Origin of the sequence: Kitasatospora sp. NPDC052896, assembly GCF_044547075.1 — a bacterium.
In the GTDB taxonomy this organism is placed as follows: domain Bacteria; phylum Actinomycetota; class Actinomycetes; order Streptomycetales; family Streptomycetaceae; genus Kitasatospora.
The window spans coordinates 909,439-933,767 of record NZ_JBITZU010000001.1; the positions used below are offsets into that span (position 1 = coordinate 909,439).

The 24,329-nt window shown below is 73.6% G+C and carries 19 protein-coding genes; 12 read left to right on the forward strand and 7 right to left on the reverse strand.

Features of this window, described 5'->3' with window-relative positions; translation table 11 throughout:
* Nucleotides 1-237: 237 nt before the first annotated feature.
* Together ACIGXM_RS04275 and ACIGXM_RS04280 are read right to left on the reverse strand one after the other, a co-directional pair.
* Nucleotides 238-1,215, reverse strand: coding sequence for a LuxR family transcriptional regulator (locus tag ACIGXM_RS04275; RefSeq protein WP_396556621.1), 978 nt, complete (start codon nucleotides 1,213-1,215; stop codon nucleotides 238-240).
* A gap of 86 nt (nucleotides 1,216-1,301) precedes the next feature.
* Nucleotides 1,302-2,405: a C4-dicarboxylate ABC transporter gene (locus tag ACIGXM_RS04280; protein ID WP_396556623.1), complete on the reverse strand. Its 1,104-nt coding sequence runs from the start codon at nucleotides 2,403-2,405 to the stop codon at nucleotides 1,302-1,304.
* 70 nt (nucleotides 2,406-2,475) lie between these two features.
* Here ACIGXM_RS04280 and ACIGXM_RS04285 point away from each other — a divergent pair, with 70 nt between their 5' ends.
* The 8 genes from ACIGXM_RS04285 (at nucleotide 2,476) to pyrE (ending at nucleotide 12,965) form a co-directional block, all read left to right on the forward strand.
* Nucleotides 2,476-3,378 (forward strand): LysR family transcriptional regulator, encoded by a 903-nt coding sequence (locus ACIGXM_RS04285; RefSeq protein WP_396556625.1) that lies wholly within the window; start codon nucleotides 2,476-2,478, stop codon nucleotides 3,376-3,378.
* A 51-nt stretch (nucleotides 3,379-3,429) separates the two neighbouring features.
* Nucleotides 3,430-6,024, forward strand: coding sequence for an ATP-dependent chaperone ClpB (gene clpB, locus ACIGXM_RS04290; RefSeq protein WP_396556627.1), 2,595 nt, complete (start codon nucleotides 3,430-3,432; stop codon nucleotides 6,022-6,024).
* A gap of 133 nt (nucleotides 6,025-6,157) precedes the next feature.
* Nucleotides 6,158-6,700 (forward strand): YbjN domain-containing protein, encoded by a 543-nt coding sequence (locus ACIGXM_RS04295; protein WP_396556629.1) that lies wholly within the window; start codon nucleotides 6,158-6,160, stop codon nucleotides 6,698-6,700.
* A gap of 195 nt (nucleotides 6,701-6,895) precedes the next feature.
* Complete coding sequence (locus ACIGXM_RS04300; protein WP_396556631.1) at nucleotides 6,896-8,065, forward strand: pyridoxal phosphate-dependent aminotransferase; 1,170 nt, start codon at nucleotides 6,896-6,898, stop codon at nucleotides 8,063-8,065.
* A gap of 544 nt (nucleotides 8,066-8,609) precedes the next feature.
* Complete coding sequence (locus tag ACIGXM_RS04305) at nucleotides 8,610-9,269, forward strand: DUF2617 family protein (protein ID WP_396556633.1); 660 nt, start codon at nucleotides 8,610-8,612, stop codon at nucleotides 9,267-9,269.
* Between the two features lie 394 nt (nucleotides 9,270-9,663).
* Complete coding sequence (locus tag ACIGXM_RS04310; protein WP_396557374.1) at nucleotides 9,664-11,229, forward strand: polyamine aminopropyltransferase; 1,566 nt, start codon at nucleotides 9,664-9,666, stop codon at nucleotides 11,227-11,229.
* Between the two features lie 90 nt (nucleotides 11,230-11,319).
* The gene (locus tag ACIGXM_RS04315; RefSeq protein ID WP_396556635.1) at nucleotides 11,320-12,414 is read left to right on the forward strand and encodes a carbon monoxide dehydrogenase; all 1,095 of its coding nucleotides are present in this window, start codon (nucleotides 11,320-11,322) and stop codon (nucleotides 12,412-12,414) included.
* A gap of 11 nt (nucleotides 12,415-12,425) precedes the next feature.
* Nucleotides 12,426-12,965: an orotate phosphoribosyltransferase gene (gene pyrE, locus ACIGXM_RS04320; protein ID WP_396556637.1), complete on the forward strand. Its 540-nt coding sequence runs from the start codon at nucleotides 12,426-12,428 to the stop codon at nucleotides 12,963-12,965.
* Nucleotides 12,966-13,227: 262 nt separating this feature from the next.
* On the opposite strand, the gene ACIGXM_RS04325 is transcribed toward pyrE, so the two are convergent.
* On the reverse strand, nucleotides 13,228-13,956 hold the full coding sequence (locus ACIGXM_RS04325; RefSeq protein ID WP_396556639.1) for a DedA family protein: 729 nt from the start codon (nucleotides 13,954-13,956) through the stop codon (nucleotides 13,228-13,230).
* Between the two features lie 345 nt (nucleotides 13,957-14,301).
* Here ACIGXM_RS04325 and fbaA point away from each other — a divergent pair, with 345 nt between their 5' ends.
* The 4 genes from fbaA (at nucleotide 14,302) to ACIGXM_RS04345 (ending at nucleotide 19,610) form a co-directional block, all read left to right on the forward strand.
* Nucleotides 14,302-15,330, forward strand: coding sequence for a class II fructose-bisphosphate aldolase (gene fbaA, locus ACIGXM_RS04330; protein WP_396557376.1), 1,029 nt, complete (start codon nucleotides 14,302-14,304; stop codon nucleotides 15,328-15,330).
* A gap of 318 nt (nucleotides 15,331-15,648) precedes the next feature.
* Nucleotides 15,649-18,003: an ArnT family glycosyltransferase gene (locus tag ACIGXM_RS04335; RefSeq protein WP_396556641.1), complete on the forward strand. Its 2,355-nt coding sequence runs from the start codon at nucleotides 15,649-15,651 to the stop codon at nucleotides 18,001-18,003.
* A gap of 163 nt (nucleotides 18,004-18,166) precedes the next feature.
* Nucleotides 18,167-18,586, forward strand: coding sequence for a DUF3151 domain-containing protein (locus ACIGXM_RS04340; RefSeq protein ID WP_396556643.1), 420 nt, complete (start codon nucleotides 18,167-18,169; stop codon nucleotides 18,584-18,586).
* 286 nt (nucleotides 18,587-18,872) lie between these two features.
* Nucleotides 18,873-19,610 carry a DUF3152 domain-containing protein gene (locus tag ACIGXM_RS04345; RefSeq protein ID WP_396557378.1) on the forward strand — a complete coding sequence of 246 codons (738 nt, stop codon included), beginning with the start codon at nucleotides 18,873-18,875 and terminating at the stop codon, nucleotides 19,608-19,610.
* 5 nt (nucleotides 19,611-19,615) lie between these two features.
* On the opposite strand, the gene ACIGXM_RS04350 is transcribed toward ACIGXM_RS04345, so the two are convergent.
* The 4 genes from ACIGXM_RS04350 to purS form a co-directional block, all read right to left on the reverse strand.
* Nucleotides 19,616-20,455, reverse strand: a complete 840-nt coding sequence (locus ACIGXM_RS04350; protein WP_396556645.1) for a sterol carrier family protein — start codon at nucleotides 20,453-20,455, stop codon at nucleotides 19,616-19,618.
* 288 nt (nucleotides 20,456-20,743) lie between these two features.
* Nucleotides 20,744-22,999 (reverse strand): phosphoribosylformylglycinamidine synthase subunit PurL, encoded by a 2,256-nt coding sequence (gene purL, locus ACIGXM_RS04355; RefSeq protein ID WP_396556647.1) that lies wholly within the window; start codon nucleotides 22,997-22,999, stop codon nucleotides 20,744-20,746.
* Nucleotides 22,999-23,697 carry a phosphoribosylformylglycinamidine synthase subunit PurQ gene (gene purQ, locus ACIGXM_RS04360; RefSeq protein WP_396556649.1) on the reverse strand — a complete coding sequence of 233 codons (699 nt, stop codon included), beginning with the start codon at nucleotides 23,695-23,697 and terminating at the stop codon, nucleotides 22,999-23,001. The genes purL and purQ overlap by 1 nt, the downstream gene beginning before the upstream one ends.
* Entirely contained in the window at nucleotides 23,694-23,945 is a 252-nt protein-coding gene (gene purS / locus ACIGXM_RS04365; RefSeq protein WP_396556651.1) for a phosphoribosylformylglycinamidine synthase subunit PurS, read from the reverse strand. The genes purQ and purS overlap by 4 nt, the downstream gene beginning before the upstream one ends.
* Nucleotides 23,946-24,329 lie beyond the last annotated feature (384 nt).

The window sequence follows — 24,329 nt, forward strand, 5'->3', positions numbered from 1 at the left end:
CACATATGGCGGACCACCCGGCGTTCCCCCTGTGTCGCACAGATACCTCTGCCCCTGTACGAGACCGGAGAACGAGTCACCACCAGCGGGCTGCGGTTGCCCGGGCGGTTCGGCGTGTCCCCAGCCTCACAGTGTGCGTGCACGCGGACAAGGGCGGTTCTCCTTCAGGTTCCCGCAACTGCACGAACTTGCAGCGGCCGCTGCCCGAAGGTGCGGTGGGCGGGCCCGGTGCCCGGGTCAGCGCCGCCGGGCCCGCAGCAGCCAACCCAGCTGGAAGAGCGTCTCCGCCTCGACCTCCGCGCGCAACCGGGCGATGTGCCCGGCCACCGTCCGCTCGCTCAGCCCGAGCCGCCCGGCGATCGCCCGCCGGCTGTGCCCGCCGGCCAGCAGCCGGCCGATCCGGGCGGTGACCGCCCCCTCGTCCGGCACCGCGTCGGCCGAGCCCCAGGGCACCCGTTCGGCCCGCCGCCAGTCCCGCTCGAAGACCTCCACCAGCAGCTCGACCGCGGTCGGGTCCTCGACGAAGGCCGCGCTGCCCATGTCCGCGGAGGCCGGGATCACCGCGACCGCCCGGTCGAAGATCAGCATCCGCTGGAAGTCCTCGTCCAGCACCCGGATCCGGGCGCCGTACGGGGTGACCGCGACCGCGTAGGCGATGGTGGCCGGGTCGGTCCGGGCGATCGGCTGGTAGAGCGTGCGCAGCGCGCCGCCGGCCCGCAGGAACGGGACGTCCTGGGAGAGCGCCCAGGCCAGGTGGTCGGCCGGCCGGTTGCCGCCGGGCTGCGCGGTGAGGATCTCGGTCCTGGCGTCGGCGACCAGCTGGGCTATCCGGTGCCGGATGCTGTCCCGGTCCTGGACGGTGTCCACCACGCCGGTGCCGGCCGGTGGGCGCGGCGCCGCGTCGTAGGCCTGGGCCAGCTCGTCGAACCGGAACGGGATCTCGTCGGCCTGGCGCAGCAGCCGGGCCGAGCGGGCGCGCAGTGCGGCACCGGCCCGGGCGGCGAAGGCGCGCGGGCTGACGGCCGAGTAGAAGGAGCCGCCGGGGAGGCCGCGGACCAGGCCCAGGGCCAGCAGCCGGGTCAGCGCCGGGGCGTCCGCCGGGCGCACCTCCTCGGCCTTGACCCAGCCGCCCTGGCCGACGATCGTCAGGTAGAGCTCGCGGGCGTCGGCATCCAGCCCGAGGTCCTCGGGCAGGGCTCCCGAATCGGCCTGCATCCCGTCCTCCCCGGCTCGGATTGACTGGCCACCGCCATATCGTGCCAGTCGCACCGCACCGGCGCGAACCCCGGGGTGACCAGGCGTCAGCGTGACGCTTCGGTGTGCAGCAGCCGCCCGGCGGCCAGCTCACGGCCGGTGCGGACCGCGGCCACCGCCCAGGCGAGCAGCAGCAGCCCGTACAGCCCCGCGGCGACGACGGCGAAGCCCGCGAAGCCGGTGTGCCGGTACAGCCCGGCGCTGCCGGTCACGCAGGTGCCGACCGGGAAGGTGAAGGCCCACCAGGTCATCGCGAACGGCGGCCGGGACCGCAGGTTGACGGCGAGCGCGATCAGCAGCCAGAGCAGCGCGAAGCCGATCACGGCGGCCCCGTAGAGCACCGCGAGGTCCAGCGCGCCCGGGGCCAGCCGCGGGGCGACCGTCCGGGCCGCGTCGGCGAGTTGGTTGACCGCGGTGGTGGACTGGCCGAGCGGGCCGAGCACCAGCACCAGCGAGGGCGCCAGCACCGCACTCGGCAGCTTGCTGTGCACCAGCCCGGTGAAGACCACCGGCAGCACCGTCAGGGTGGCCAGCAGGCTCGCCCCGAACAGGGCGTAGCAGCCCCAGAACAGGGCCGGCCGCAGCCCGCCGGGAACGTGCGGCAGCAGCGCCGGGCCGAGCGCGGCGGCGACCATCGGGGCCACCACCGGGAGCAGCCAAGTGGGGTTGGCGCGCAGTGCGGAGAGCTCGTGCCGGGTGATCATCAGGTACGGGATGCCGGCCGCCACCAGGACCGCGTACAGCGTGCCGAGGCTCCACAGCACCAGGTCGGCGACGGCCGCCGGACCGGTGCCGAGCAGCCGGCCGCCGACCACCAGGGTGCCGTAGCCGACCGCCAGCAGGGCCATCGGCGGGCAGCCGTAGAACACCGCGCCGGCCGGGTCGTCCAGCAGCTGGGTGCGGGCCGCCGCCCGGTGCCGGGTCAGGTGCACCAGGCGGCCGGCGACCAGCACCAGCAGCGCGGCGGCGGAGAGCGCCCAGACCACCTCGGCGAAGCCGAGCTGTCCGGGCAGCCGGTAGGGCAGCGCCGCCGCGCCGTTGGCGACGATCGCGGTGCCCATCACCGCGGCGTACCAGTTGGGGCCGAGCCGGGAGAGGTCGAGCCGGCGGACGGAGGGCGCTTCGAGCCGAGTGTGCGTGAGGGTGGCCATGACCCCACCCTCCGGCCGGGGGGTGCCCGCCGGTAGCCGTCCGCGCCCTATGGCGACATAACCTGGCTTTATGCCTCTCTCCGCACGCGTCCCCGAACTCGGCGCCCTGGAACTGCTGCTCGCGGTGGCCCGGCACGGCAGCCTCGGCCGGGCCGCGGCCGAGCTGGGGATCAGCCAGCCGGCCGCCAGCGCCCGGATCAGGGGCATGGAGCAACAGCTCGGCGTGCCGCTGCTGACACGCTCGCCGCGCGGCTCGCGGCCCACCGAGCAGGGCCGGCTGGTGGTCGAGTGGGCCCGGGTGGTGGTCGAGGCGGCGCAGGCGCTGGACGCCGGGATCGACGCGCTGCGCGGGCGGCGGGACTCCCGGCTGCGGGTGGTGGCCAGCCTGACCGTGGCCGAGTACCTGATGCCCGGCTGGCTGCTGGCGCTGCGGGCGGCCCGGCCGGACACCGCGGTGACGCTGCGGACCGCGAACTCGGCCAAGGTGGCCGAGCTGGTGCTGGCCGGCGAGGCCGAGCTGGGGTTCGTCGAGGGCAGTCGCACGCCGCCCGGGCTGGCCGGCACGGCGGTGGCGGCCGACCGGCTGGTGGTGGTGGTCGGCCCGGCGCACCGCTGGGCCCGCCGGGGCACCCCGGTGAGCGGGGCCGAGCTGGCCGCCACCCCGCTGGTGCTGCGCGAGCCCGGCTCCGGCACCCGGGAGGTGCTGGACCGGGCGCTCGCCCCGTACGGCGGGATGGCCACGCCGTTGCTGGAGTTGGACTCGACCACGGCGCTCAAGGCGGCGGCGATGGCCGGCGCGGGCCCGGTCTGCCTGAGCGAGCTGGCGGTGGCCGACGAGCTGGCCACCAGCCGGCTGGCCGAGGTCGCGCTGACCGGCCTGGACCTGCGCCGCCCGCTGCGCGCGGTCTGGCCGGTCGGCCGGCGCCCGACCGGCCCGGCTCGCGAGCTGCTCTCCTTTACGCGGAAAACTTGAGCGCGCTAGACTCAACTTAATTCTTCGGATCGACCTCAAGGAGCAGCAGGAGTGGACGCGAGCAAGTTCACCACCAAGACGCAGGATGCCCTGTCCGCCGCGATCCGGCAGGCGGGCGGCGCGGGGAACCCGGACGTCAGGCCGGTGCACGTCCTGCTCGCCCTGCTGGAGCAGCCGGAGGGGATCGCCCGCCCGCTACTGGAGGCGGTCGGCGCGGACGTCGCGCAGATCATGGCCGCCGCCCGGCACGAGCTGCGGGCGCTGCCCAGTGCGCACGGCTCGACGGTCGCCGCGCCGCAGCTGGGCCGGGACACCCTGGCCGTGCTGACCGAGGCCGGCAAGCGCGCCGATGAGCTGGACGACGCGTACGTCTCCACCGAGCACCTGCTGGTCGGCCTGGCCGCCGAGGGCGGCGCGGTCGCCGAGCTGCTGGCCCGGCACGGCGCCACCCCCAAGGCGCTGCTGGCCGCGTTCAAGGAGGTCCGCGGCAGCGCCCGGGTCACCTCGCCGGACCCGGAGGGCAGCTACAAGGCGCTGGAGAAGTACGGCACCGACCTCACCCAGGCCGCCCGGGACGGCAAGCTCGACCCGGTGATCGGCCGGGACCAGGAGATCCGCCGGGTGGTCCAGGTGCTCTCCCGGCGCACCAAGAACAACCCGGTGCTGATCGGCGAGCCCGGTGTCGGCAAGACCGCGGTGGTCGAGGGGCTGGCCCAGCGGATCGTGGCCGGCGACGTGCCGGAGTCGCTGCGCGGCAAGCGGCTGGTCGCGCTGGACCTCGGCGCGATGGTGGCCGGCGCCAAGTACCGCGGCGAGTTCGAGGAGCGGCTGAAGGCCGTGCTGAACGACATCAAGGAGAGCGACGGCCAGGTCGTCACCTTCATCGACGAGCTGCACACCATGGTCGGCGCGGGCGCCGGCGGCGACTCCGCGATGGACGCCGGCAACATGCTCAAGCCGATGCTGGCCCGCGGCGAGCTGCGGATGGTCGGCGCCACCACGCTGGACGAGTACCGCGAGCGGATCGAGAAGGACCCGGCGCTGGAGCGGCGCTTCCAGCAGGTGCTGGTCGGCGAGCCGAGCGTGGAGGACACCATCGCCATCCTGCGCGGTCTCAAGGGCCGCTACGAGGCCCACCACAAGGTGCAGATCGCGGACGCCGCGCTGGTCGCCGCCGCGACCCTGTCGGACCGCTACATCACCGCCCGCTTCCTGCCCGACAAGGCGATCGACCTGGTCGACGAGGCGGCCTCCCGGCTGCGGATGGAGATCGACTCCTCGCCGGTCGAGATCGACGAACTCCAGCGCGTGGTGGACCGGTTGCGGATGGAGGAACTCGCGCTGGAGAAGGAGTCCGACGCGGCGTCGGTCGACCGGCTGGCCAAGCTCCGCCGCGACCTGGCGGACAAGCAGGAGCAGCTCTCCGGCCTCACCGCGCGCTGGGAGCAGGAGAAGAAGAGCCTGAACCGGGTCGGTGAGCTCAAGGAGCGCCTGGACGGCCTGCACAGCGCCCTCGAACGGGCCCAGCGGGACGGCGAGTTCGAGCGGGCCTCCAAGCTGATGTACGCCGAGATCCCGGCCGCCGAAGAGGAGTTGGCCGAGGCCCAGGCCCGCGCCGAGGACCAGGACACCAGCACCTCGATGGTCAAGGAGGAGGTCGGCCCGGACGACGTGGCCGACGTGGTGGCCTCCTGGACCGGCATCCCGGCCGGCCGGCTGCTGGAGGGCGAGAGCGCCAAGCTGCTGCGCATGGAGGAGGAGTTGGGCCGCCGGCTGATCGGCCAGCAGGTCGCCGTGCAGGCCGTCTCGGACGCCGTGCGACGGACCCGCTCCGGCATCGCCGACCCGGACCGGCCGACCGGCTCGTTCCTCTTCCTCGGCCCGACCGGTGTCGGCAAGACCGAACTCGCCAAGGCACTGGCCGACTTCCTCTTCGACGACGAACGGGCCATGGTCCGGATCGACATGAGCGAGTACGGCGAGAAGCACTCGGTCTCCCGGCTGGTCGGCGCCCCGCCCGGGTACGTCGGCTACGAGGAGGGCGGCCAGCTCACCGAGGCGGTGCGCCGCCGGCCGTACAGCGTGGTGCTGCTGGACGAGGTGGAGAAGGCCCACCCCGAGGTCTTCGACGTGCTGCTGCAGGTGTTGGACGACGGGCGGCTCACCGACGGCCAGGGCCGCACGGTGGACTTCCGCAACGCCATCCTGATCCTCACCTCCAACCTGGGCAGCCAGTACCTGGTGGACCCGACGGTCCCGGAGGAGAAGAAGCGGGAGCTGGTCCTGGAGACCGTGCGGGCCTCCTTCAAGCCGGAGTTCCTCAACCGGCTGGACGACATCGTGGTCTTCGACGCGCTGGGCACCGCGGAGCTGAGCCGGATCGTCGACCTCCAGGTGGCCCGGCTGGCCGCGCGACTGCGCGACCGGCGGCTCACCCTGGACGTCACTCCGGCGGCCCGTGACTGGCTGTCGCTCACCGGCTACGACCCGGCGTACGGCGCCCGGCCGCTGCGCCGGCTGGTGCAGTCGGCGATCGGCGACCAGTTGGCCAAGGAGATCCTCTCCGGGCGGGTCCGGGACGGGGACACCGTGCTGGTCGACCGGGACGAGGCGGGCGACCGGCTGACGGTGGCGCCGGCCGGCTGAGCCCAAGTGGCCGGCGGGGGCGCCGGGGACCGGCCGGCCCTGTGCCCCCGCCGTCGGATGAGGCAGGATGGAGTAGTCATGGAAGGGCGGCCCCGCAACGCAGCCACCCTCGTGCACTGTGAAGGGACCCCCCGTGAGTATCGACCCGTCGTCCATCCCCTCGTTCGGCGCTCCGCAGCCCCCGCAGGGCGGCGGACCGGCCGGTCCGCCGCCCGTGGTGGTTCCGGACCAGGCCCTGGTGACCCAGCTCCTCGACCAGATGCAGCTCAAGCACGTGGTGGACGAGGAGGGCGACCTGGCGGCCCCCTGGGAGGGCTTCCGGGTCTACTACATGTTCCGCGGTGAGCAGAAGGAGCTCTTCGCGGTGCGCTCGTTCTACGACCGCCCGCACCCGCTGGAGAAGAAGGCGGAGCTGCTCGACCTGATCGACGAGTGGAACCGCGAGACCCTGTGGCCCAAGGTCTACACGCACACCCACGAGGACGGCGTGGTGCGGCTGATCGGCGAGTCGCAGATGATCGTCGGCACCGGCGTCAACCTGGACTACTTCGTCACCACCACCGCCAACTGGACCCAGGCCGCAGTGGGCTTCGAGCAGTGGATCGTCGAGCGCCTCGGCCTGCAGAAGGAGATCGAGGACGAGGCCGCCTCGGACGACGACACCGACGAGGACTGACCCGCTCCGCCTCTCCGGCCCGGCCCGAACTCCCTTCGGCCGGGCCGGAGTCGGTTCGTCCGACGGTCAATCAGCCGGTCCGACGGGGAGGTTGCGCCGACACCGGCCGAAGGGCCGGGCCCACGACGGGCGGGCGGCGTTAAGCTCGCTGCGGTCCCCGCGCCGCGGGACCCTGACGGAGGAGACCGGGTGCGCATGGACGACAGGCCTTTGCTGAACCGCCGGCTGGCGGGGCTGGGGACGACGATCTTCGCGGAGATGTCCGCCCTGGCGACGGCCACCGGGTCGATCAACCTCGGGCAGGGCTTCCCCGACACCGACGGGCCGCGCGAGATCGCCGAGGCCGCCGCCGAGGCGGTGCTGACCGGACGGGGCAACCAGTACCCGCCCGGCCCCGGGGTCCCCGAACTGCGCGCCGCCATCGCCGAGCACCAGCAGCGCTTCTACGGGTTCGAGTACGACCCCGACAGCGAGGTCCTGGTCACCGCCGGCGCCACCGAGGCGATCGCCGCCGCGCTGCTCGCGCTGCTCGAACCCGGCGACGAGGTGATCGCGTTCGAGCCGTTCTACGACTCCTACGCGGCCTGCATCGCGATGGCCGGCGCCACCCGGGTGCCGCTCACCCTCCAGCCGCCGTCCTTCCGCCCCGACCTGGAGCGGCTGCGCGCGCTGATCACCCCGCGCACCCGGCTGCTGCTCATCAACACCCCGCACAACCCCACCGGGATGGTGCTCACCGCCGACGAGCTGCGCGAGATCGCCCGCCTCGCCGTCGAGCACGACCTGCTGGTGGTGACCGACGAGGTCTACGAGCACCTGGTGCTGGGCGTCGCGCACTACCCGATCGCCGCGCTGCCCGGCATGCGGGAGCGCACCGTCTCGATCTCCTCGGCCGGCAAGACCTTCTCCTTCACCGGCTGGAAGGTCGGCTGGGTGACCGCGCCGGCGCCGTTGACCGCCGCCGTGCGGACCGCCAAGCAGTACCTGACGTACGTCAACGCGGGCCCGTTCCAGTACGCCGTGGCCAAGGCGCTGCGGCTGCCCGACGAGTACTTCGCCGGGCTGCGCGCGGACCTGACCCGCAAGCGCGACCTGCTCTCGGACGGGCTGGCGCAGGCCGGGTTCGAGGTCTTCCGCCCCGACGGCACCTACTTCATCACCACCGACATCGCCCCGTTCGGGTTCAAGGACGGCCTGGAGTTCTGCCGCACGCTGCCCGAACGGTGCGGGGTGGTGGCCATTCCCAACGTGGTCTTCTACGACAACACCGAGGCCGGCCGCTCCCTCGTCCGGTTCACCTTCTGCAAGCGGGACGAGGTGCTCGAAGCAGCGGTCGACCGGCTCTCCCGGCTGCGTCCCAGCTGACACTCCGCGCGGTCCCGGTCCGGCTGGTCGCCCGGCTCGCCGTTCGGGGCCGCGCCGGGCAGGTCGGAGCGGCCCGCACCGGGGCAATGATCCGGCACGGCACGGCGGTTGGCATCGGGCGGCGCCGATCACCAACCCCGCAGCGGTAGTTGACGACCCACTCCGGGCCGGACGGCACCGGTCCGGGGCTTTCGGTTGCCCGCCCAGAGCGCGGGAAGGTCGACGCGCGCCCCGGCCCGCGGAGGCGCACGCCAGGTCCGGAGGGCGCGTACGCCGGTCTGGACAGCGCACGGCGAGCAATCCCGTTCAACAGATCGATCAGACCTGGCCAGGCACTACGCCCGGAACAGTGAATGTGCAACAAGAATGGGTAAATCCCTGACGGACCCGGAGAATTCGTGCTTCTCTGCTGCTGAATCTCCAGCCGGAATCCTTCCTTCCACGGTCGGCCGCGCCTGGACCGCACAGCCTCGAACAGCCTCGCCTACGGCCGAGTCGGACGCTGCACGGCGGGCGCGTACGGAGCTGAAATGCGGAGCCGAGCATGCTCACCACACTGCAGACCTCCTATACCGATACCCGCGCGGGCGACCTGGCCTGGTGTCTCGGCGGCGGGCCGCTGCCCGCGCTCGCCGTCCGGGACCTGCCCCTGCTGCCCGGGGACGAGCGTCCCCCGGTCCTGCGGCAAGGAGGCGCCCCCACCCCCGGGCCGGCGGCCGAGCGGCGCCCGGAGGCCGACGGCAGAGCGGAGGGCACCCTGCAGCTGCGCCTGCTGGGCGCCTCGCACCAGGTGGTCATCGCGGCCGGCCCCGGCGAGTGCCTGGAGACGGTGGCCTGCATGCCCGGCCGGCGGACCCCGCTGCCGGCCCGGGTCGCCGAGCAAGTCGCCGGCTGGGAGTACGAGTTCGCGGCCCGGATCGAGTCGCTGCCACCGCACGTGTTCGCCGCCCGGGCGCAGGAGATCCTGGCCCTGGTGGACGAGCACCCGCGCGGCCTGGCCGGGGTCTTCCCCGGCGACCCGTGCGCCTTCACCGCGCTGGTCGCCCAGGGCAGCGCGCAGCGGGTGCTCTGGCGGACCTGGCACGCCTACCCACAGGAGGGGCGGCTGGTCTGCACCCGCTCCTCACTGGTGGTGCGCGGGCCGGCCGAGCCGGCGCCCGACCCGGCGGCCCGCTGCGCGCTGGCCCGGCCCACCCTCCGGTGACCGCGCCAAGCGGTCGTCCCCCGAACACCGTGACGATCCGTCAAGGCGAACACCACCGCTACCCCTCGTTCGAGGGCGACTATTCGCGGCACCGGTCGCCTAGCGTTTCTGCGTGATCTACCAGCCTGCGGGTCCACCACCGCGGCCCGGCCTCGACCGCGACGGTCCCTCCCCGGCCTTCGGCGGTGGCCGGACCGCACGGGCCGCCACGCGCCGCCGGGGGCAGGGCCGGGCCCACCAGCAGCCACCCCGCCCCGGCACCCCCGCCGGGCCCACCCCGCGCCCCTGGCTGAGCGCCCGCCTACGCCTGCGCGCCCCCGGCAGGCTCCGCGGCCACCCGGACGGCCGCGCCCGAACAGGCGAGCGCGGCGGCCCCGGCGGGCGACGCCCGTGCCTGCTGCACCACCGCCCGGAGCTCGCCCGGGTGCTGGTGCTGCTCGCCGCCTTCGTCTGTGCCGCCTGCGGGCTGGTCTACGAGCTGGAGCTGGTCGCGCTCGGCGGCTACCTGCTCGGCGACTCGGTCACCCAGACCTCGGTGGTGCTCTCCGTGATGGTCTTCGCGATGGGGGTCGGCTCGCTCGGGGTCAAGCGGATGGCGCACCGCCCGGCCACCTCGTTCGCCCTGGTGGAGTGCTCGCTGGCGGTGGTCGGCGGGCTCTCGGTGCTGCTGCTCTACGGCAGTTGGGCCTGGCTGGGGGGCTGCCAGTTCGCCATGGTCGGCCTGACCTGCGCGATCGGGCTGCTGATCGGCGCCGAGATCCCGCTGCTGATGACGCTGATCCAGCGGATCCGCCGGGAGGAGGCCGGGCAGGCCGCGGCCGACCTGTTCGCCGCCGACTACGTGGGCGCGCTGATCGGCGGGCTGGCCTTCCCGTTCCTGCTGCTGCCCGCGCTCGGCCAGGCCACCGGCGCGCTGCTCACCGGCGCGGTCAACGCGCTGGCGGGCGCCGCGGTGGTGCTCTGGCTCTTCCGGGACGAGGCCGCACCGCGGACCCGGCTGCTGCTCTGGGCCGGCTGTGGCACGGTGCTGGTGCTGCTCGCCCTGGCGACCGCCTTCAGCGGCGCGATCGAACGGGCCGCCCGGCAGGCGCTGTACGGCGCGCCGCCGCGCGCGGCGGTGCAGAGCCGGTACGGCGAGATCGTGCTGACCGGCGGGCCCGGGACGGGGCCGGCCCGGGTGCCGGGCCGGCGACCCTCCCCCGGCGGCGATCCGCTGCGGCTCTACCTGGCCGGCCGGCTGGCCGTCTGCGGCACCGACGAGTACCGGTACCACGAGGCGCTGGTGCACCCCGCGCTGGCCGGCGGCGCGGACCGGCGGGTGCTGCTGCTCGGCGGCGGCGACGGGCTGGCGCTGCGCGAGGTGCTGCGGCACCGCGGGGTCGACTCGGTGCTGCTGGTCACCCTCGATCCGGCGCTGCCGCGGCTGGCCCGGACCGACCCGGGGCTGGCCGCGCTGAGCGGGCACGCGTTCGCCGACCCCCGGGTGCGGGTGGTGGCCGCCGACCCGCTGGAGTGGCTGCGCCGGCCCGGCCCGACCGGTTTCGACGCCGTGCTGGCCGACCTGCCGGCCCCGGAACGGGCCGCCCGCGGCGAGTACCGCTCGGCCGAGTTCTACGGGCTGGCCGCCGCCCGGCTGGGCCCGGGCGGGCGACTCGCGGTGCCGGCCGGGGCCGCCGGGGCGGGGCTGTGGCGGGTCGAGTCCGGCCTGCGCGCGGTGGGCCTGTGGACCGTGCCGTTCCCGGTGGCCGGCGGCGGTCCGGCCTGCGACCCGGCGGGCAGCGGCGCGACGGCCGCCGTGCTGCTGGCCGCCCGGGACAACCCGCCGTCGCTCGGGCTGGCCGCGGACGCGCCGCCGCCACGCTCGCTCGACCCCGCCTCGCTGGCCGCCGCGGCGGCCCGGCTGGCCGCCACCCGGCCCGAGCGGCTGCCGCCGCCCAGCACCCTGCTGCACCCACGCTGACCGGGCCGGCCCTCGGGGCGCGCGGCCGGACGAGCGTCAGGGCGGCGCCGTGCCCCACCACCCGTGGGGCGGGTCGGTAGGCTCACAGGCATGGAGCATGAGGTTGTCGTCCCGCTGTCGGCCGAACTCGTCCAGCACGCTCTGCAGGACCCCGCGCTGCTCGCGCGGTGCGTCCCCGGGCTGAGCGTGGACGCCGACGACACGGAGGGGCGGCCGGCCGGCGGGCGGCGCGGCGGCAAGGGGGGCGCGAGCGGCACGGCCGCGGCCGGCCCGGAGGAGATCAACGGCCGGCTGCGGGTCCGGATCGGCGGATCCACCATCACCTACCGCGGCGTGATCTCGCTGATCCGCAGCGGTGGTTCGGGCGTGCTGACCGCCTTCGTCGAGGGCCAGGAGGCGCGCGGCGAGGGCGAGGTGACGGCGACCGTGCGGCTCAAGGTGGCCGAGGACGGCGCGGAGCGGGCCGTCCTGCGGTTCAGCGGCGACCTGACCCCGGGCGGGCGGCTCACCGAGTTCGACGAGGAGGCGCTGGCGCTGGCCGGGCGCCGGCTACTGGACCGGTTCGTCGGCGCGCTGACGGCCGAGGCCGAACCGGGGGAGCGCCCGGCCGGGCTGACGGTGGTCGCCGACCTGACGGTCGAGACCGACGACGAGGCCGGGACCGAGGCCGGGACCGAGACCGAGGGCGGGACCGAGGTCGAGGGCGCCGCGGCCGATCAGCAGCGGGCGGGCGACGAGGAGCCGCTGCCCGACGACCTGTTCGCCGATGACCTCTCCGACCTGATCGCCTTCTCCGCCCCCGAGGACTTCGGCCTGGAGGCCGAGCCGGAGCAGCCGGCCGGGGCCGAGCCCGAGCCGGGCGAGCGGCTGGACGTTCCGTACGGCGACCCGCTCTCCCCCGAGGACGTGCTGGCCGGTCCGGTCCGCCGGAGCATCGTCGGCCGCTCGGCCGAGGAGGTCGACCACGCCCCGCCGCGCGGCCGGTACGCCCCCGCGCTGCCCGCCCGCAGCGCCCGGGCCCGGGCCGCCAGCCGCTGGTACGGCGAGCAGCCGGCCGGCGCGCCGGTGGCCGCCCGGGTCGGCGGACGGGCGGCGGTGCCGTGGGTGATCGGCGGCGGCGTGGCGCTGGTCGGCGGTGCGGTCGTGCTGGCCCGGGTGCTCCGCCGGCGTACCGGCGCGGCCTAGACTGGCTGTCCATGAGCAACGACCGCGACGCGCTGCTGGCGCAGATCAAGACCAAGGCCGTGGTGCACGGCAAGGTCATCCTCTCCTCCGGCTGTGAGGCCGACTACTACGTGGACCTGCGCCGCATCACGCTGGACGCGCAGGCCGCGCCGCTGGTCGGCCGGGTGCTCCTGGACGCCACCGCCGACCTCGACTACGAGGCGGTCGGCGGGCTGACCCTGGGCGCCGACCCGGTCGCCGCCGCGATGCTGCACGCCGCCGCCGCCCGAGGTCGCGAGCTGGACGCCTTCGTGGTCCGCAAGGCGGGCAAGGCACACGGCCTGCAGCGCCGGATCGAGGGCCCGGACGTCAAGGGCCGCCGGGTGCTCGCCGTCGAGGACACCTCCACCACCGGTGGCTCGGTGCTCACCGCGGTCGAGGCGCTGCGCGAGGCCGGTGCCGAGGTGGTCGGCGTCGCGGTGATCGTCGAGCGCGGCGCCAAGCCCGCCATCGAGGCCACCGGGCTGCCGTACTACACCGTCTTCACCGCCGAGGACCTCGACCTGGCCTGAGGTCCTCCGCCGGAACGGCGACGGGCCGGGGGGGGGGGGGGGGGGGTGGGCCCCCCCCCCCCGCCGGGGGGGGGGGGGGGGGGGGGCCGGGGGGGCCCCCCCGGCCCCGGCCGGCGCCCCCCCCACCCCGCCCCCCCCCCCCCCCCCCCCCCCCCCCCCCCCCCCCCCCCCCCCCCCGGCCCGCCCCCCCCCCCGCGGGGGGGGGGGGGGGGGGGTTGTTCACCAACACCACCCCCCCCCCCGGCCGTCGGTGTCAGCGGGTTCAGCCGCGGCGGTGCCGCCCGCCGGCGGCCTGCACGGCCTCCTCGCTGACCGGCCCGTCGACGCCGAGCGCCTTCTTCTTCCGGCGGTCCCGCAGCACCTCCAGCAGGATCGGCGAGATCGACAGCAGCACGATCAGCGCCATCGCTGGGATCAGGTACTTGTCGATCACCGGGGCCATCGAGTCGCCGAAGAAGTAGCCGATGCAGAGCATCACCTCGGTCCAGATCACCCCGCCGACCAGGTTCCAGACGAAGAAGGTCCTGGCGGGCATCTCCAGCATGCCGGCCACCGGGTTGAGGAAGGTCCGGACGACCGGGATGAACCGGGCCATCACCACGGCCTTCGAGGGACCGAACTTGGCGAAGTACTCCTCGGCCTTGACCACGTAATCGCGCTTGAAGATCTTCGAATCCGGCTTGTCGAAGAGCTTCCGGCCCACCTTGGCACCGAGCAGGTGCCCGAGCTGCGCGCCGGCCACCGCGCAGAGCGGCGCGCCGAGCAGCAGCACGGCGATCGGCATCTGCACGCCCGGCCCGAAGGCCTTGGCGGCGGCCGAGGAGGCGGCCACCCCGGCCAGGATCAGCAGCGAGTCACCGGGCAGGAAGAACCCGATGAGCAGGCCGGTCTCGGCGAAGATGATCGCCAGCAGGCCGATCGTCCCGACCGAGGCGATCAACGACTTGGCATTGAGGAGATTGACCGCGAGCTCGGTCGTGGCAGTAGTCACGAGTCGCAGAATAACGTGACGGGATTGCGAGCGGCTTAACGAACGGACCGGGGTCCCGGCCGGTCAGGGCGCTCCCGCCCTTTCGTACTGTCCGGCGGCGGCTTCTGTCCCGACTGGCGAGCGGGAAGGTGAAGCCGGGGCACGAGTCTGGGAAGATGGCCCCGGCGTCCGGAACGCGGTCACACGACATCCGCTCCCCACACCCTCATCGGGGGCGGTGCCCCGCGGCTCCGCGAGGCCGCCGCAGCCCCTGGTACCGCCGCACCGCCGCGAACGTACCGAGGACGTACCGAGACGTACGCGCGCCAGACAGGCCGACCGTACGCCGCACACCGACAGGAGCGGATTCGCATGCCCATCGCAACTCCCGAGGTCTACAACGAGATGCTGGACCGGGCCAAGGCGGGCAAGTTCGCCTACCCGGCCATCAACGTCACCTCGTCGCAGACGCTGCACGCGGCCCTGCGCGGCTTCGCCGAGGCGGAGAGCGACGGCATCATCCAGATCTCGACCGGCGGTGCCGAGTTCCTGGGCGGCCAGTACAACAAGGACATGGTGACCGGCGCCGTCGCGCTCGCCGAGTTCGCGCACGTGGTGGCCGCCAAGTACGACGTCACGGTCGCCCTGCACACCGACCACTGCCCGAAGGACAAGCTGGACGGCTACGTCCGCCCGCTGCTGGCGATCTCCGCCGAGCGCGTGGCCAAGGGCCAGAACCCGCTCTTCCAGTCGCACATGTGGGACGGCTCGGCCGAGACCCTGAACGACAACCTGGCCATCGCGCAGGAGCTGCTGGCCCAGGCCGCCGCCGCCAAGATCATCCTTGAGGTCGAGATCACCCCGACCGGCGGCGAGGAGGACGGCGTCTCGCACGAGATCAACGACTCGCTCTACACCACCGTGAACGACGCGGTCCGCACCGCCGAGGCGCTCGGCCTGGGCGAGAAGGGCCGCTACCTGCTGGCCGCCTCGTTCGGCAACGTGCACGGCGTCTACAAGCCGGGCAACGTGGTGCTCCGCCCCGAGCTGCTGCGCGACCTGCAGGACGCGATCGGCGCCCAGTACGGCAAGCAGGACCCGTTCGACTTCGTCTTCCACGGCGGCTCCGGCTCCTCCGCCCAGGAGATCGCCACCGCGCTGGAGAACGGCGTGGTCAAGATGAACCTGGACACCGACACCCAGTACGCCTTCACCCGCCCGGTCGCGGACCACATGTTCCGCAACTACGACGGCGTGCTGAAGGTGGACGGCGAGGTCGGCAAGAAGAACACCTACGACCCGCGCACCTGGGGCAAGCTGGCCGAGGCGAGCATGGCCGCCCGGGTGGTCGAGGCCACCCAGATGCTGCGCTCGGCGGGCACCCGCCTGAAGTAGGGCCGATCCGCGGCGCCCCGGGACACGGTCGTGTCCCGGGGCGCTGTGCTGTTCCGGGGCTCCTGTGACGTCCGTTACGGCCCGCTATCAAACGATCCGTCAGGTGTCGCCCATCTGTTCGGCAAAGGTTCGGTGTGCGGTAGGTACAGGTTTGCCCAGGTACCGGCGGTTTCCCAGATCCTTCTCATCAAGGCGGCACAGAGTCGCGGCATGGCTACAAGCGTGCTCACGACACCCACGACGGCGCCGATCGCACCTCGCCTGCTGGGCAGACGGCCCTGGCGGTCACCCGCGGGGCAGCCCGGCTACGCCAGACCGATGCTGCTGGCCATCACGGCGGTGGCGGGCTTGCTGTACTTCTGGAACATCAACCAGAGCGGCTACCACACCTTCTACTCCGACGCCGTGCGCAGCATGACGGAGAGCTGGAAGGCCTTCGTGTACGGGTCGTTCGACCCGGCGAACAGCATCACGTTGGACAAGCTGCCCGGCTTCCTCTGGCCGCAGGCGATCTCCGCCCGGATCTTCGGCTTCCACCCGTGGGCGCTGACGCTGCCCCAGGCGATCGAGGGCGTGCTCTCGGTGCTGGCCCTGTACCGCGTGGTGCAGCGCTGGGCCGGGGCGAACGCGGCGCTGATCGCGGCGGCGGCGTTCACCCTGACCCCGGTCCTGGCCGGGCTGTTCCGGACCGCGGTGGAGGACCCGGCGTTCACCCTGATGGTGATCCTGGCCGCCGAGGCCGCCCAGCGGGCCGCGCAGACCGCACGGCTGCGGCCGCTGCTGATGGCCGGGGTCTGGGTCGGGATCGGGTTCCAGGCCAAGATGCTGGAGGCGTGGGCGGTGCTGCCCGCGCTGGCCGCGATCTACCTGGTGTCGACGCCGATCGCGCTGCGCAAGCGGATCGTGCACGTGCTGCTCGCCGGGCTGGTGACGGTGGCGGTCTCCGCCTCCTGGATCCTGCTGGTGACCGTGACGCCCGCCAAGGACCGGCCGTACGTCGACGGGACCACCGACAACTCGGCGTTCAGCATGGTGGTCGGCTACAACTTCCTGAACCGCTTCTCGTCGGTCGGGCTGACCGCGTCGTCCACCGGCAGCGTGACCTCGGGCAGCGGCGGCAACATCATGGGGCACGCCTTCGGCGGCGCGAAGGGTGCCGCCGGCGGCGCTGGTGGTGCCGGCGGCGGTGCCCAGGCGGCCGGCGGTCAGGGCGGCCAGGCGGGCCCGGGCAGCTGGGGCGGCTTCGGCGGCGGCGCCGCGGGTGGCACCAGCGCGGGTGGCACCAGCGCGGGTGGTACCGACACGGGTGGCACCGACGCCCAGGGCGGCCACCGGGCCGGCTTCGGCTCCGGCGACGCGGGCTTCCACGGCTCCGGCGCCGGCTCCGCCGCGATGGCCGGCCACCGTACCGGCGGCGCCAAGGGCGAGACGGCCGGCGGTGGGGCCGGCGGTGGCGCCCAGAAGGGCGGCGGCATGGGCGGCAACGACGGCGGCTGGACCAAGATGTTCAGCAGCGAGTTCGCGCCGCAGACCGGCTGGCTCTACCCGCTGGCCGCCATCTCGGTGATCTGCGGGCTGCTCTGGCGGCGCCGCGAGCCGCGCACCGACCACCTGCGGGCGGGCTTCCTGCTCTGGGGCACCTGGCTGGCCGTGTTCTTCCTGGTCTTCAGCGCGGGCAGCGTCGGCGGCCACAGCTACTACATGGGCGTGATCGGCGCTCCGCTGGCCGCGCTGAGCGGCGCCGGCACCGTGCTGCTCTGGCGCGGCTTCCGGGAGGGCGGCGCCCGGGCCTGGGCGCTGCCGGTCGCACTCGTCGGCACCGTCGCCTGGGCGGCCTACCTGACCCAGGACTACCCCACCTTCCTGCCCTGGCTGATGCCGACCACGATCGGCCTCGGCGTGGTGGCCCTGGTGCTGCTGCTGGTCTCCCGCGGCGGCCGGTTCTCCGCCGGCCGGCTCGGCGTGGTCGGGCTGCTGACGGCGCTGGTCGCGATGCTGGTGGCACCCGGGGCGTGGGCCGCGTCGGTGCTCGACTCGAAGTACGGCAACTCGGGCATGGGCACGGTCGGCCCGTCCGGCCGTGGTGGCGGTGGCGGCGGCCACGGGATGGCGCAGTTCCTGGCCGACGCCAAGGCGGGCGGCGCGGGCGGCGGCCAGGCCTGGCCCGGTGCCGCGGCCTTCGGCGGCGGGGCCTTCGGCGGCGGGGCTGCCGGTGGGGCCGGTAAGGGCGGCAGCGCCGCGATGGCCGCGATGGCCGGCGCCTGGGGCGGCGGGAGCGGCGACGCCAAGCTGACCTCCGCCCAGCAGTCGATCTTCGACTACGTCAGCACGCACGCCGCCGGCGACAAGTACCTGATGGCCACCACCAGTTGGAGCACGGCCTCGCCGTACATCATGGCCACCGGCAAGGAGGTGCTGCCGATGGGCGGCTTCACCGGCCAGGTGCCCAACCCCACCCTGGACCAGCTGAAGGGCATGGTCGCCGACCACCAGCTGCAGTACATCCTGACGCCCGGCGCGGGCGAGAGCGGCCGGGGCGGGTTCGGCGGCGGCTCCGGGCCGGCCGGCCTCACCCAGTGGCTGCAGACCAGCTGCAGCCCGGTGCCGGCGAGCGAGTACGGCGCCGCGGCGAGCTCCGCGGCGGCCCAGGTGCTGTACCACTGCACCAACTGACCCGCCCGGCAACCGCACGCCGCGCCGCCGACCCACCCGGTCGGCGGCGCGGCGTCGTACTGCCCGGCCGAACTTCGCTCCCCGTCAAGCGGGTTGAGGAAAATCCCGGCCTGGCGAGGCGCACCAGGTCGCCCCGGAGGGCTCGACTGGCAGACTGGAGACCATGACTGAACGCAAGAACCTGTTCTCGGGCCCGGACCCGACGCTGCTCAACGAGGAGCCCGAACCGTACCGCCGCCTGGCCGAGGAGTCCGCGTCGCCGACCCAGCTCGCGGCCGACTACCCCTGGTTCTCGCTCGCCTGGGCCATGCTCGCCGACGACGCCTTCACCGAGGGCCGGGTCGTGGAGTCGTACGCCTACGCGCGCACCGGCTACCACCGCGGCCTGGACGCCCTGCGCCGGGCCGGCTGGAAGGGCCACGGGCCGGTCCCGTGGGAGCACCGCGCCAACCGCGGTTTCCTGCGCTGCCTGGCCGCCCTCGCCCGGGCCGCCGAGGCCGTCAAGGAGACCGAGGAGGCCGACCGCTGCTGGCAGTTCCTCCGCGACAGCAGCCCGGAGGCCTACGCCGAGCTGAAGCAGTAGCCCCGTCAGCACGTGCCGATGCGGCCGTCCCGCTCCGCGGGGCGGCCGCTGGCACGTACCGGCCATCTGGACAGAACGGGCGTTCGCGTGCCAGGGTGAAGATCGATCGTGTGCGACTGTTCATCCGGTGGCGCCGTCCCCCATCCGCCCCGGAACGAAGAGAACCCGTCACGTGTCCAGCCCCCGGCCGAACCGGCGTCGTGCGGCGAGGAGTTCGCGGCGGGGGCGGCGAGCGCGCAGACCGGGCCGGGGAAGGCGTCTGCGGGCTTGGGACGGGGTGTGGGCGCTGGTCGCGCTCGGCGTGCTGAGCGGGCCGGTGATCCTGCTGGACCGGCACCCGGGCGGCGTCGAGCAGGCCTCGGCGGCGCTGCGCGGTGCCCCGGAGTCGGTGCGTCCGACCTCCCAGCCGGCCACCGGTTCCAGCGCCGGTCCCAGCCCCAGCCCGATACCCAGCGTCGGCACCGGCGTCTTCGCCACCGCCGACGCCGACGGCGACCCGGTCGGCCACGGGACGATCCGGCGCTACAAGGTCGAGGTCGAGGGCGGCATCGGGGTGGACCGGAGGAGCGCCGCCAGGCAGATCGAGGGCATCCTGGCCGACCGGCGCGGCTGGACCGCGGACGGGAGGAACGGCTTCCAGCTGGTCTCCACCGGCAGCTACGACTTCGAGGTGAAGATCGCCTCACCGACCACCGTGGACAGGACGTGCGGCCAGGTCGGCCTGCACACCGACGGCGAGGTGAACTGCGACGTCGGCAAGCAGGTGATGGTCAACGTCAAGCGCTGGCTGGCCGGTTCGCCGCAGTTCAGCGGCTCGATCGACGACTACCGGGCACTGATCGTCAACCACGAGGTGGGCCACCGGATCGGGCACGGCCACGAGGGCTGCCCGGGTCCGGGCCGGCCGGCCCCCGCGATGATGCAGCAGATCTACGGCCTGAACGGCTGCGTGCCCAACGCCTGGCCGTACTCGGCGGACGGCAGCTACCTCGGCGGTCCCCCGCTGGCCGGGACGGCCGGATAGCCCACTCAGCGCAGCACCGGCAGGTAGCCGGAGAGGTCGCTGCGCTCGCCGCTGGCGGAGACCTGGGCCCGGTCGACCGCCGCGGCCCAGTCCAGCCGCCCGGTGGCCAGCCGGATCCAGCTCAGCGGATCGGTCTCCACCACGTTCGGCGGGGTGCCGCGGGTGTGCCGCGGCCCGGGCACCGCCTGCACCACCGCATACGGCGGGATGCGCAACTCGACCGCGCCGCCCGGCACTTGATCGGCGAACGCGTCGGCCAGCAGCCGGCTGGTCGAGGCCAGCGCGAAGCGGTCGTGCGGGAACGCCGGCAACTCCAGTGCGGCGGCCAGGTCGTCGGCGTGCACCACCGCCTCCAGCAGGCGGGTGACCAGCAGGTCGGCCAGCGTCATCGAATCCGACTGGACCGCCAACCGCCGCTGCCCGTCGGCGACTTCTGGCCCGTCCAGGAAGCCCAGCAGCTCCTCGGCGGCGGCGTCGAAACGTGCCGCCAGCTGCTCGGGCGAGCCGCTGTACCAATCGGCGGCGTAGGAAAGGGCGTTGGCGTCCAGCTGGCCGGCCCGTCCACCCGACCGGGCCACCCAGGCGGTCAGCGCGAGCGGCTCGCCACCCGCCGGCAGGTCGCCGATGTGCCGTGGCAGCCAGCTGAGTTGCCCGTCGAGATGGGCCAGCAGCTCGCGCACCCGCCACTCCCCCAGCCGGGTCGGCGCGGCCAGCAGCCGCTCGGCGGCCGGGTCCGCGCACAGCTCGCGGACCGCCGCCCGCAGCGCCTCGGTCTGCGCGGCCAGCGCGGTCCGCACCTTGCCGGGGTCGTAGCTCCGGGGCCGCCGGGCCGCAGGTCTCACCATGCCTCCACGCTACCGCCCGGGGCCGACAGGAGCTCCGTGGGCTGTTAAACGGCGGTGACGGATCAGTGATCGCTGACGAACCATCCGCTGAAAGGACTCTCACATCGCAGCCGCCGAGTCTTCACGAGACGACCAGCGGACCGGCGGACCAGCGCACGGGCCTCACCAGCCGCCGCGCCCGTCCGCTGGCCGCCGCCGCGCCAACGCGCAGCGGTAACGCGCACCGAAAAGCCGTGTGGCCGGCATCGCCAGGCGATGCCGGTCACACGGCTTCTCAGCGCGGAGCGGTCAGCTCAGCAGGGCCTCGATCACGCCGGTGTGGGCGTCCGCCAGCTCCGTCAGCGAGACGGTGAACTGGCCCTGCACCTCCAGGACGTCACCGTCCACCACGCCGATCCGGGCGGCCGGCAGGCCGCGCGCGCCGCACATGTCGGTGAACCGCAGCTCCTCGCTGCGCGGCACCGCGACGACCGCGCGGCCCGCCGACTCGGAGAAGAGGAAGACGAACGGGTCCAGCTCGCTCGGCACGATCACCCGGGCGCCGTGGCCGCCGCGCAGGCAGCTCTCCACCAGGGCCTGCGCCAGACCGCCGTCCGAGAGGTCGTGCGCGGCGTCGATCATGCCGTCGCGCGAGGCGGCGATCAGGATCTCGCCGAGCAGCCGCTCGCGCTCCAGGTCCACCTTGGGCGGCAGACCGCCGAGGTGGTCGTGGGCGACCTGGGCCCAGGCGGAGCCGCCCAGCTCGTCGGCGGTGTCGCCGAGCAGGTAGAGCAGCTGGCCCTCCTCGGCGAAGCCGATCGGGGTGCGCCGGGTCACGTCGTCGATCACGCCGAGCACCGCGACCACCGGGGTCGGGTGGATGGCCGTCTCGCCGGTCTGGTTGTAGAGCGAGACGTTGCCGCCGGTGACCGGGGTGCCCAGGGTCTGGCAGGCGTCGGCCAGCCCGCGGCAGGCCTCGGCGAACTGCCACATCACGTCCGGGTCCTCGGGGGAGCCGAAGTTGAGGCAGTCGGAGACCGCGAGCGGACGGGCACCGCCGGCCGCGACGTTGCGGTAGGCCTCGGCCAGCGCCAGCTGGGCACCGGTGTACGGGTCCAGCTTGGCGTAACGGCCGTTGCCGTCGGTGGCGATCGAGACGCCGAGGTTGGTCTCCTCGTCGATCCGCACCATGCCGGAGTCCTCGGGGGTGGCCAGCACGGTGTTGCCGATCACGAACCGGTCGTACTGGTCGGTGATCCAGGACTTCGAGGCCTGGTTCGGCGAGCCCGCCACGGCCAGCAGCGCGTCCTTCAGCTCCGTGCCGGTGGTCGGGCGGCGGAGCCGCTCGGCGGTCGGCGCGTCGGCCTGCAGGGCGTCCTGCCAGGACGGCCGGGCGTACGGCCGCTGGTAGACCGGGCCGTCGTGCGCCACGGTGCGCGGCGGCACGTCCACGACCTGCTCGCCGTGCCAGAAGATCTCCAGCCGGTCGCCGTCCGTCACCTCACCGATCACGGTGGCGATGACGTCCCACTTCTCGCAGATCTCCAGGAAGCGGTCGACCTTGCCGGGCTCGACGATCGCGCACATCCGCTCCTGCGACTCGCTCATGAGGATCTCCTCCGGCGAGAGCGTGGCGTCGCGCAGCGGCACGCTGTCCAGCTCGATCCGCATGCCGCCCGAGCCGGCCGAGGCCAACTCGCTGGTGGCGCAGGAGAGTCCGGCACCGCCGAGGTCCTGGATGCCGAGCACCAGCTGCTCGGCGAAGATCTCCAGGGTGCACTCGATGAGCAGCTTCTCCTGGAACGGGTCGCCGACCTGGACGGCCGGGCGCTTGGCCGGGCCGGTCGCGTCGAAGGTCTCGGAGGCCAGCACCGAGACGCCGCCGATGCCGTCGCCGCCGGTCCGGGCGCCGTACAGGATCACCTTGTTGCCGGCCCCGGAGGCCTTGGCCAGGTGGATGTCCTCGTGCTTCATCACGCCCACGCAGAGCGCGTTGACCAGCGGGTTGCCCTGGTAGCAGGGGTCGAAGACGACCTCGCCACCGATGTTCGGCAGACCCAGGCAGTTGCCGTAGCCGCCGATGCCGGCGACGATCCCGGGCAGCACCCGGCGGGTGTCCGGGTGGTCGGCCGCGCCGAACCGCAGCGGGTCCATCACGGCGACCGGGCGGGCGCCCATCGCCAGGATGTCCCGGACGATGCCGCCGATGCCGGTGGCCGCGCCCTGGTAGGGCTCGATGTAGGACGGGTGGTTGTGCGACTCCACCTTGAAGGTGACCGCGTAGCCCTGGCCGACGTCCACCACGCCGGCGTTCTCGCCGATGCCGACCAGCATCGCGTCGCTGCGCGGGGCCTTCTCGCCGAACTGCTTGAGGTGGACCTTGGAGCTCTTGTACGAGCAGTGCTCCGACCACATCACCGAGTACATCGCGAGCTCGGCGCCGGTGGGGCGGCGGCCGAGGATGTCGCGGATCCGGGCGTACTCGTCCGGCTTGAGGCCGAGTTCGGCCCAGGGCTGGACGGCGTCCGGGGTCTGCTCGGCGTTCTTGACGGTGTCGAGGGACATCAGCTGCTCACCAACTGCTTCAGAACGGACGTGAAGAAGCCGAGACCGTCGGTGCGGCCGGTGCCGACCAACGGTTCCACGGCGTGCTCCGGGTGCGGCATGAGGCCGACCACGTTGCCGGCCGCGTTGGTGATCCCGGCAATGTCATTCAGCGAGCCGTTGGGGTTACCCACCTGATCCGGACTACTGGCCAGGTAGCGGAAAACCACCCGACCCTCCGCCTCCAGCTCGTCGATGGTGCGGGCATCGGCGGTGTAGCGGCCGTCCATGTTCTTCAGCGGGATGGAAATCTCCTGCCCCGCCCGGTAATCGACGGTCCACGCGGTGTTGGCATTCTCCACCCGCAGCTTCTGGTCGCGGCAGATGAAGTGCAGGTGGGTGTTGCGCAGCATCGCGCCGGGCAGCAGGTGCGACTCGGTCAGTACCTGGAAGCCGTTGCAGATACCGAGCACCGGCATTCCCAGCTTCGCCTGCTCGATGATGGTGGCCATCACCGGGGAGAAGCGGGAGATGGCGCCGGCCCGCAGATAGTCGCCATAGCTGAATCCGCCCGGCAGGATCACCGCGTCGACCTGGTGCAGGTCCTTGTCGCGGTGCCAGAGGGCGACCGGCTCGGCACCCACCAGCCGGATGGCGCGCTGGGCGTCCCGGTCGTCGAGCGAGCCGGGGAACGTGACGACACCGACCCGGGTGGTCACTGGGACTCCTCCACCCGGACGGTGAAGTCCTCGATCACGGTGTTGGCGAGGAAGGTCTCGGCGGCTTCGCGGATCCGGGCGAGCGCGGCGTCGTCCACCGGGCCCTCCAGTTCCAGCTCGAAACGCTTGCCCTGACGGACATCGGCGATCCCGGCGAATCCGAGACGGGGCAGTGCGCGGTGCACCGCCTGTCCCTGGGGGTCGAGGATCTCCGGCTTGAGCATGACGTCGACTACGACGCGTGCCACTGGCACTCCCAATGGTGTGGTGCGTGAAGGCGGGGGACCTTCAGCCTACCGGGGGTTTGGGGGCGTTCGACGGCCCGGGGAGAGCGACGCGCGTAGACCCGCACCCCTTACGCCGCAAGGGATCCGGCCCTCCGGAGCGCCCGATTCATCCCCCTTTAAAGAACCTCACAGGATCGACGACCGGAACACCCGAATACCGGCACACCGGACAGATCGACCATGGATACCCGGTGTATCGGTACGACGGCGAAGGAAGGTGAATATTCCGGAAAAGAATGCAACGGGCATCGATTTTCTCTATGCTCCGGGTGCAGAATAGGGCCACCGGTGGCGGCAGGAGCTGCGCTGTCGGCAGGCCCTACGGTCTGCCCGTATGCCCTTGGG

What these genes read in the sequence shown, in the direction of transcription:
- ACIGXM_RS04315 (WP_396556635.1), top strand. Translation starts at nt 11,320, where the DNA reads ATGGAGCATGAGGTTGTCGTCCCGCTGTCGGCCGAACTCGTCCAGCAC.
- ACIGXM_RS04340 (WP_396556643.1), top strand. Translation starts at nt 18,167, where the DNA reads ATGACTGAACGCAAGAACCTGTTCTCGGGCCCGGACCCGACGCTGCTC.
- purL (WP_396556647.1), bottom strand. Translation starts at nt 22,999, where the DNA reads ATGTCCCTCGACACCGTCAAGAACGCCGAGCAGACCCCGGACGCCGTC.
- ACIGXM_RS04305 (WP_396556633.1), top strand. Translation starts at nt 8,610, where the DNA reads ATGCTCACCACACTGCAGACCTCCTATACCGATACCCGCGCGGGCGAC.
- ACIGXM_RS04350 (WP_396556645.1), bottom strand. Translation starts at nt 20,455, where the DNA reads ATGGTGAGACCTGCGGCCCGGCGGCCCCGGAGCTACGACCCCGGCAAG.
- ACIGXM_RS04280 (WP_396556623.1), bottom strand. Translation starts at nt 2,405, where the DNA reads ATGGCCACCCTCACGCACACTCGGCTCGAAGCGCCCTCCGTCCGCCGG.
- ACIGXM_RS04275 (WP_396556621.1), bottom strand. Translation starts at nt 1,215, where the DNA reads ATGCAGGCCGATTCGGGAGCCCTGCCCGAGGACCTCGGGCTGGATGCC.
- pyrE (WP_396556637.1), top strand. Translation starts at nt 12,426, where the DNA reads ATGAGCAACGACCGCGACGCGCTGCTGGCGCAGATCAAGACCAAGGCC.
- ACIGXM_RS04285 (WP_396556625.1), top strand. Translation starts at nt 2,476, where the DNA reads ATGCCTCTCTCCGCACGCGTCCCCGAACTCGGCGCCCTGGAACTGCTG.
- ACIGXM_RS04300 (WP_396556631.1), top strand. Translation starts at nt 6,896, where the DNA reads ATGGACGACAGGCCTTTGCTGAACCGCCGGCTGGCGGGGCTGGGGACG.
- ACIGXM_RS04335 (WP_396556641.1), top strand. Translation starts at nt 15,649, where the DNA reads ATGCTGCTGGCCATCACGGCGGTGGCGGGCTTGCTGTACTTCTGGAAC.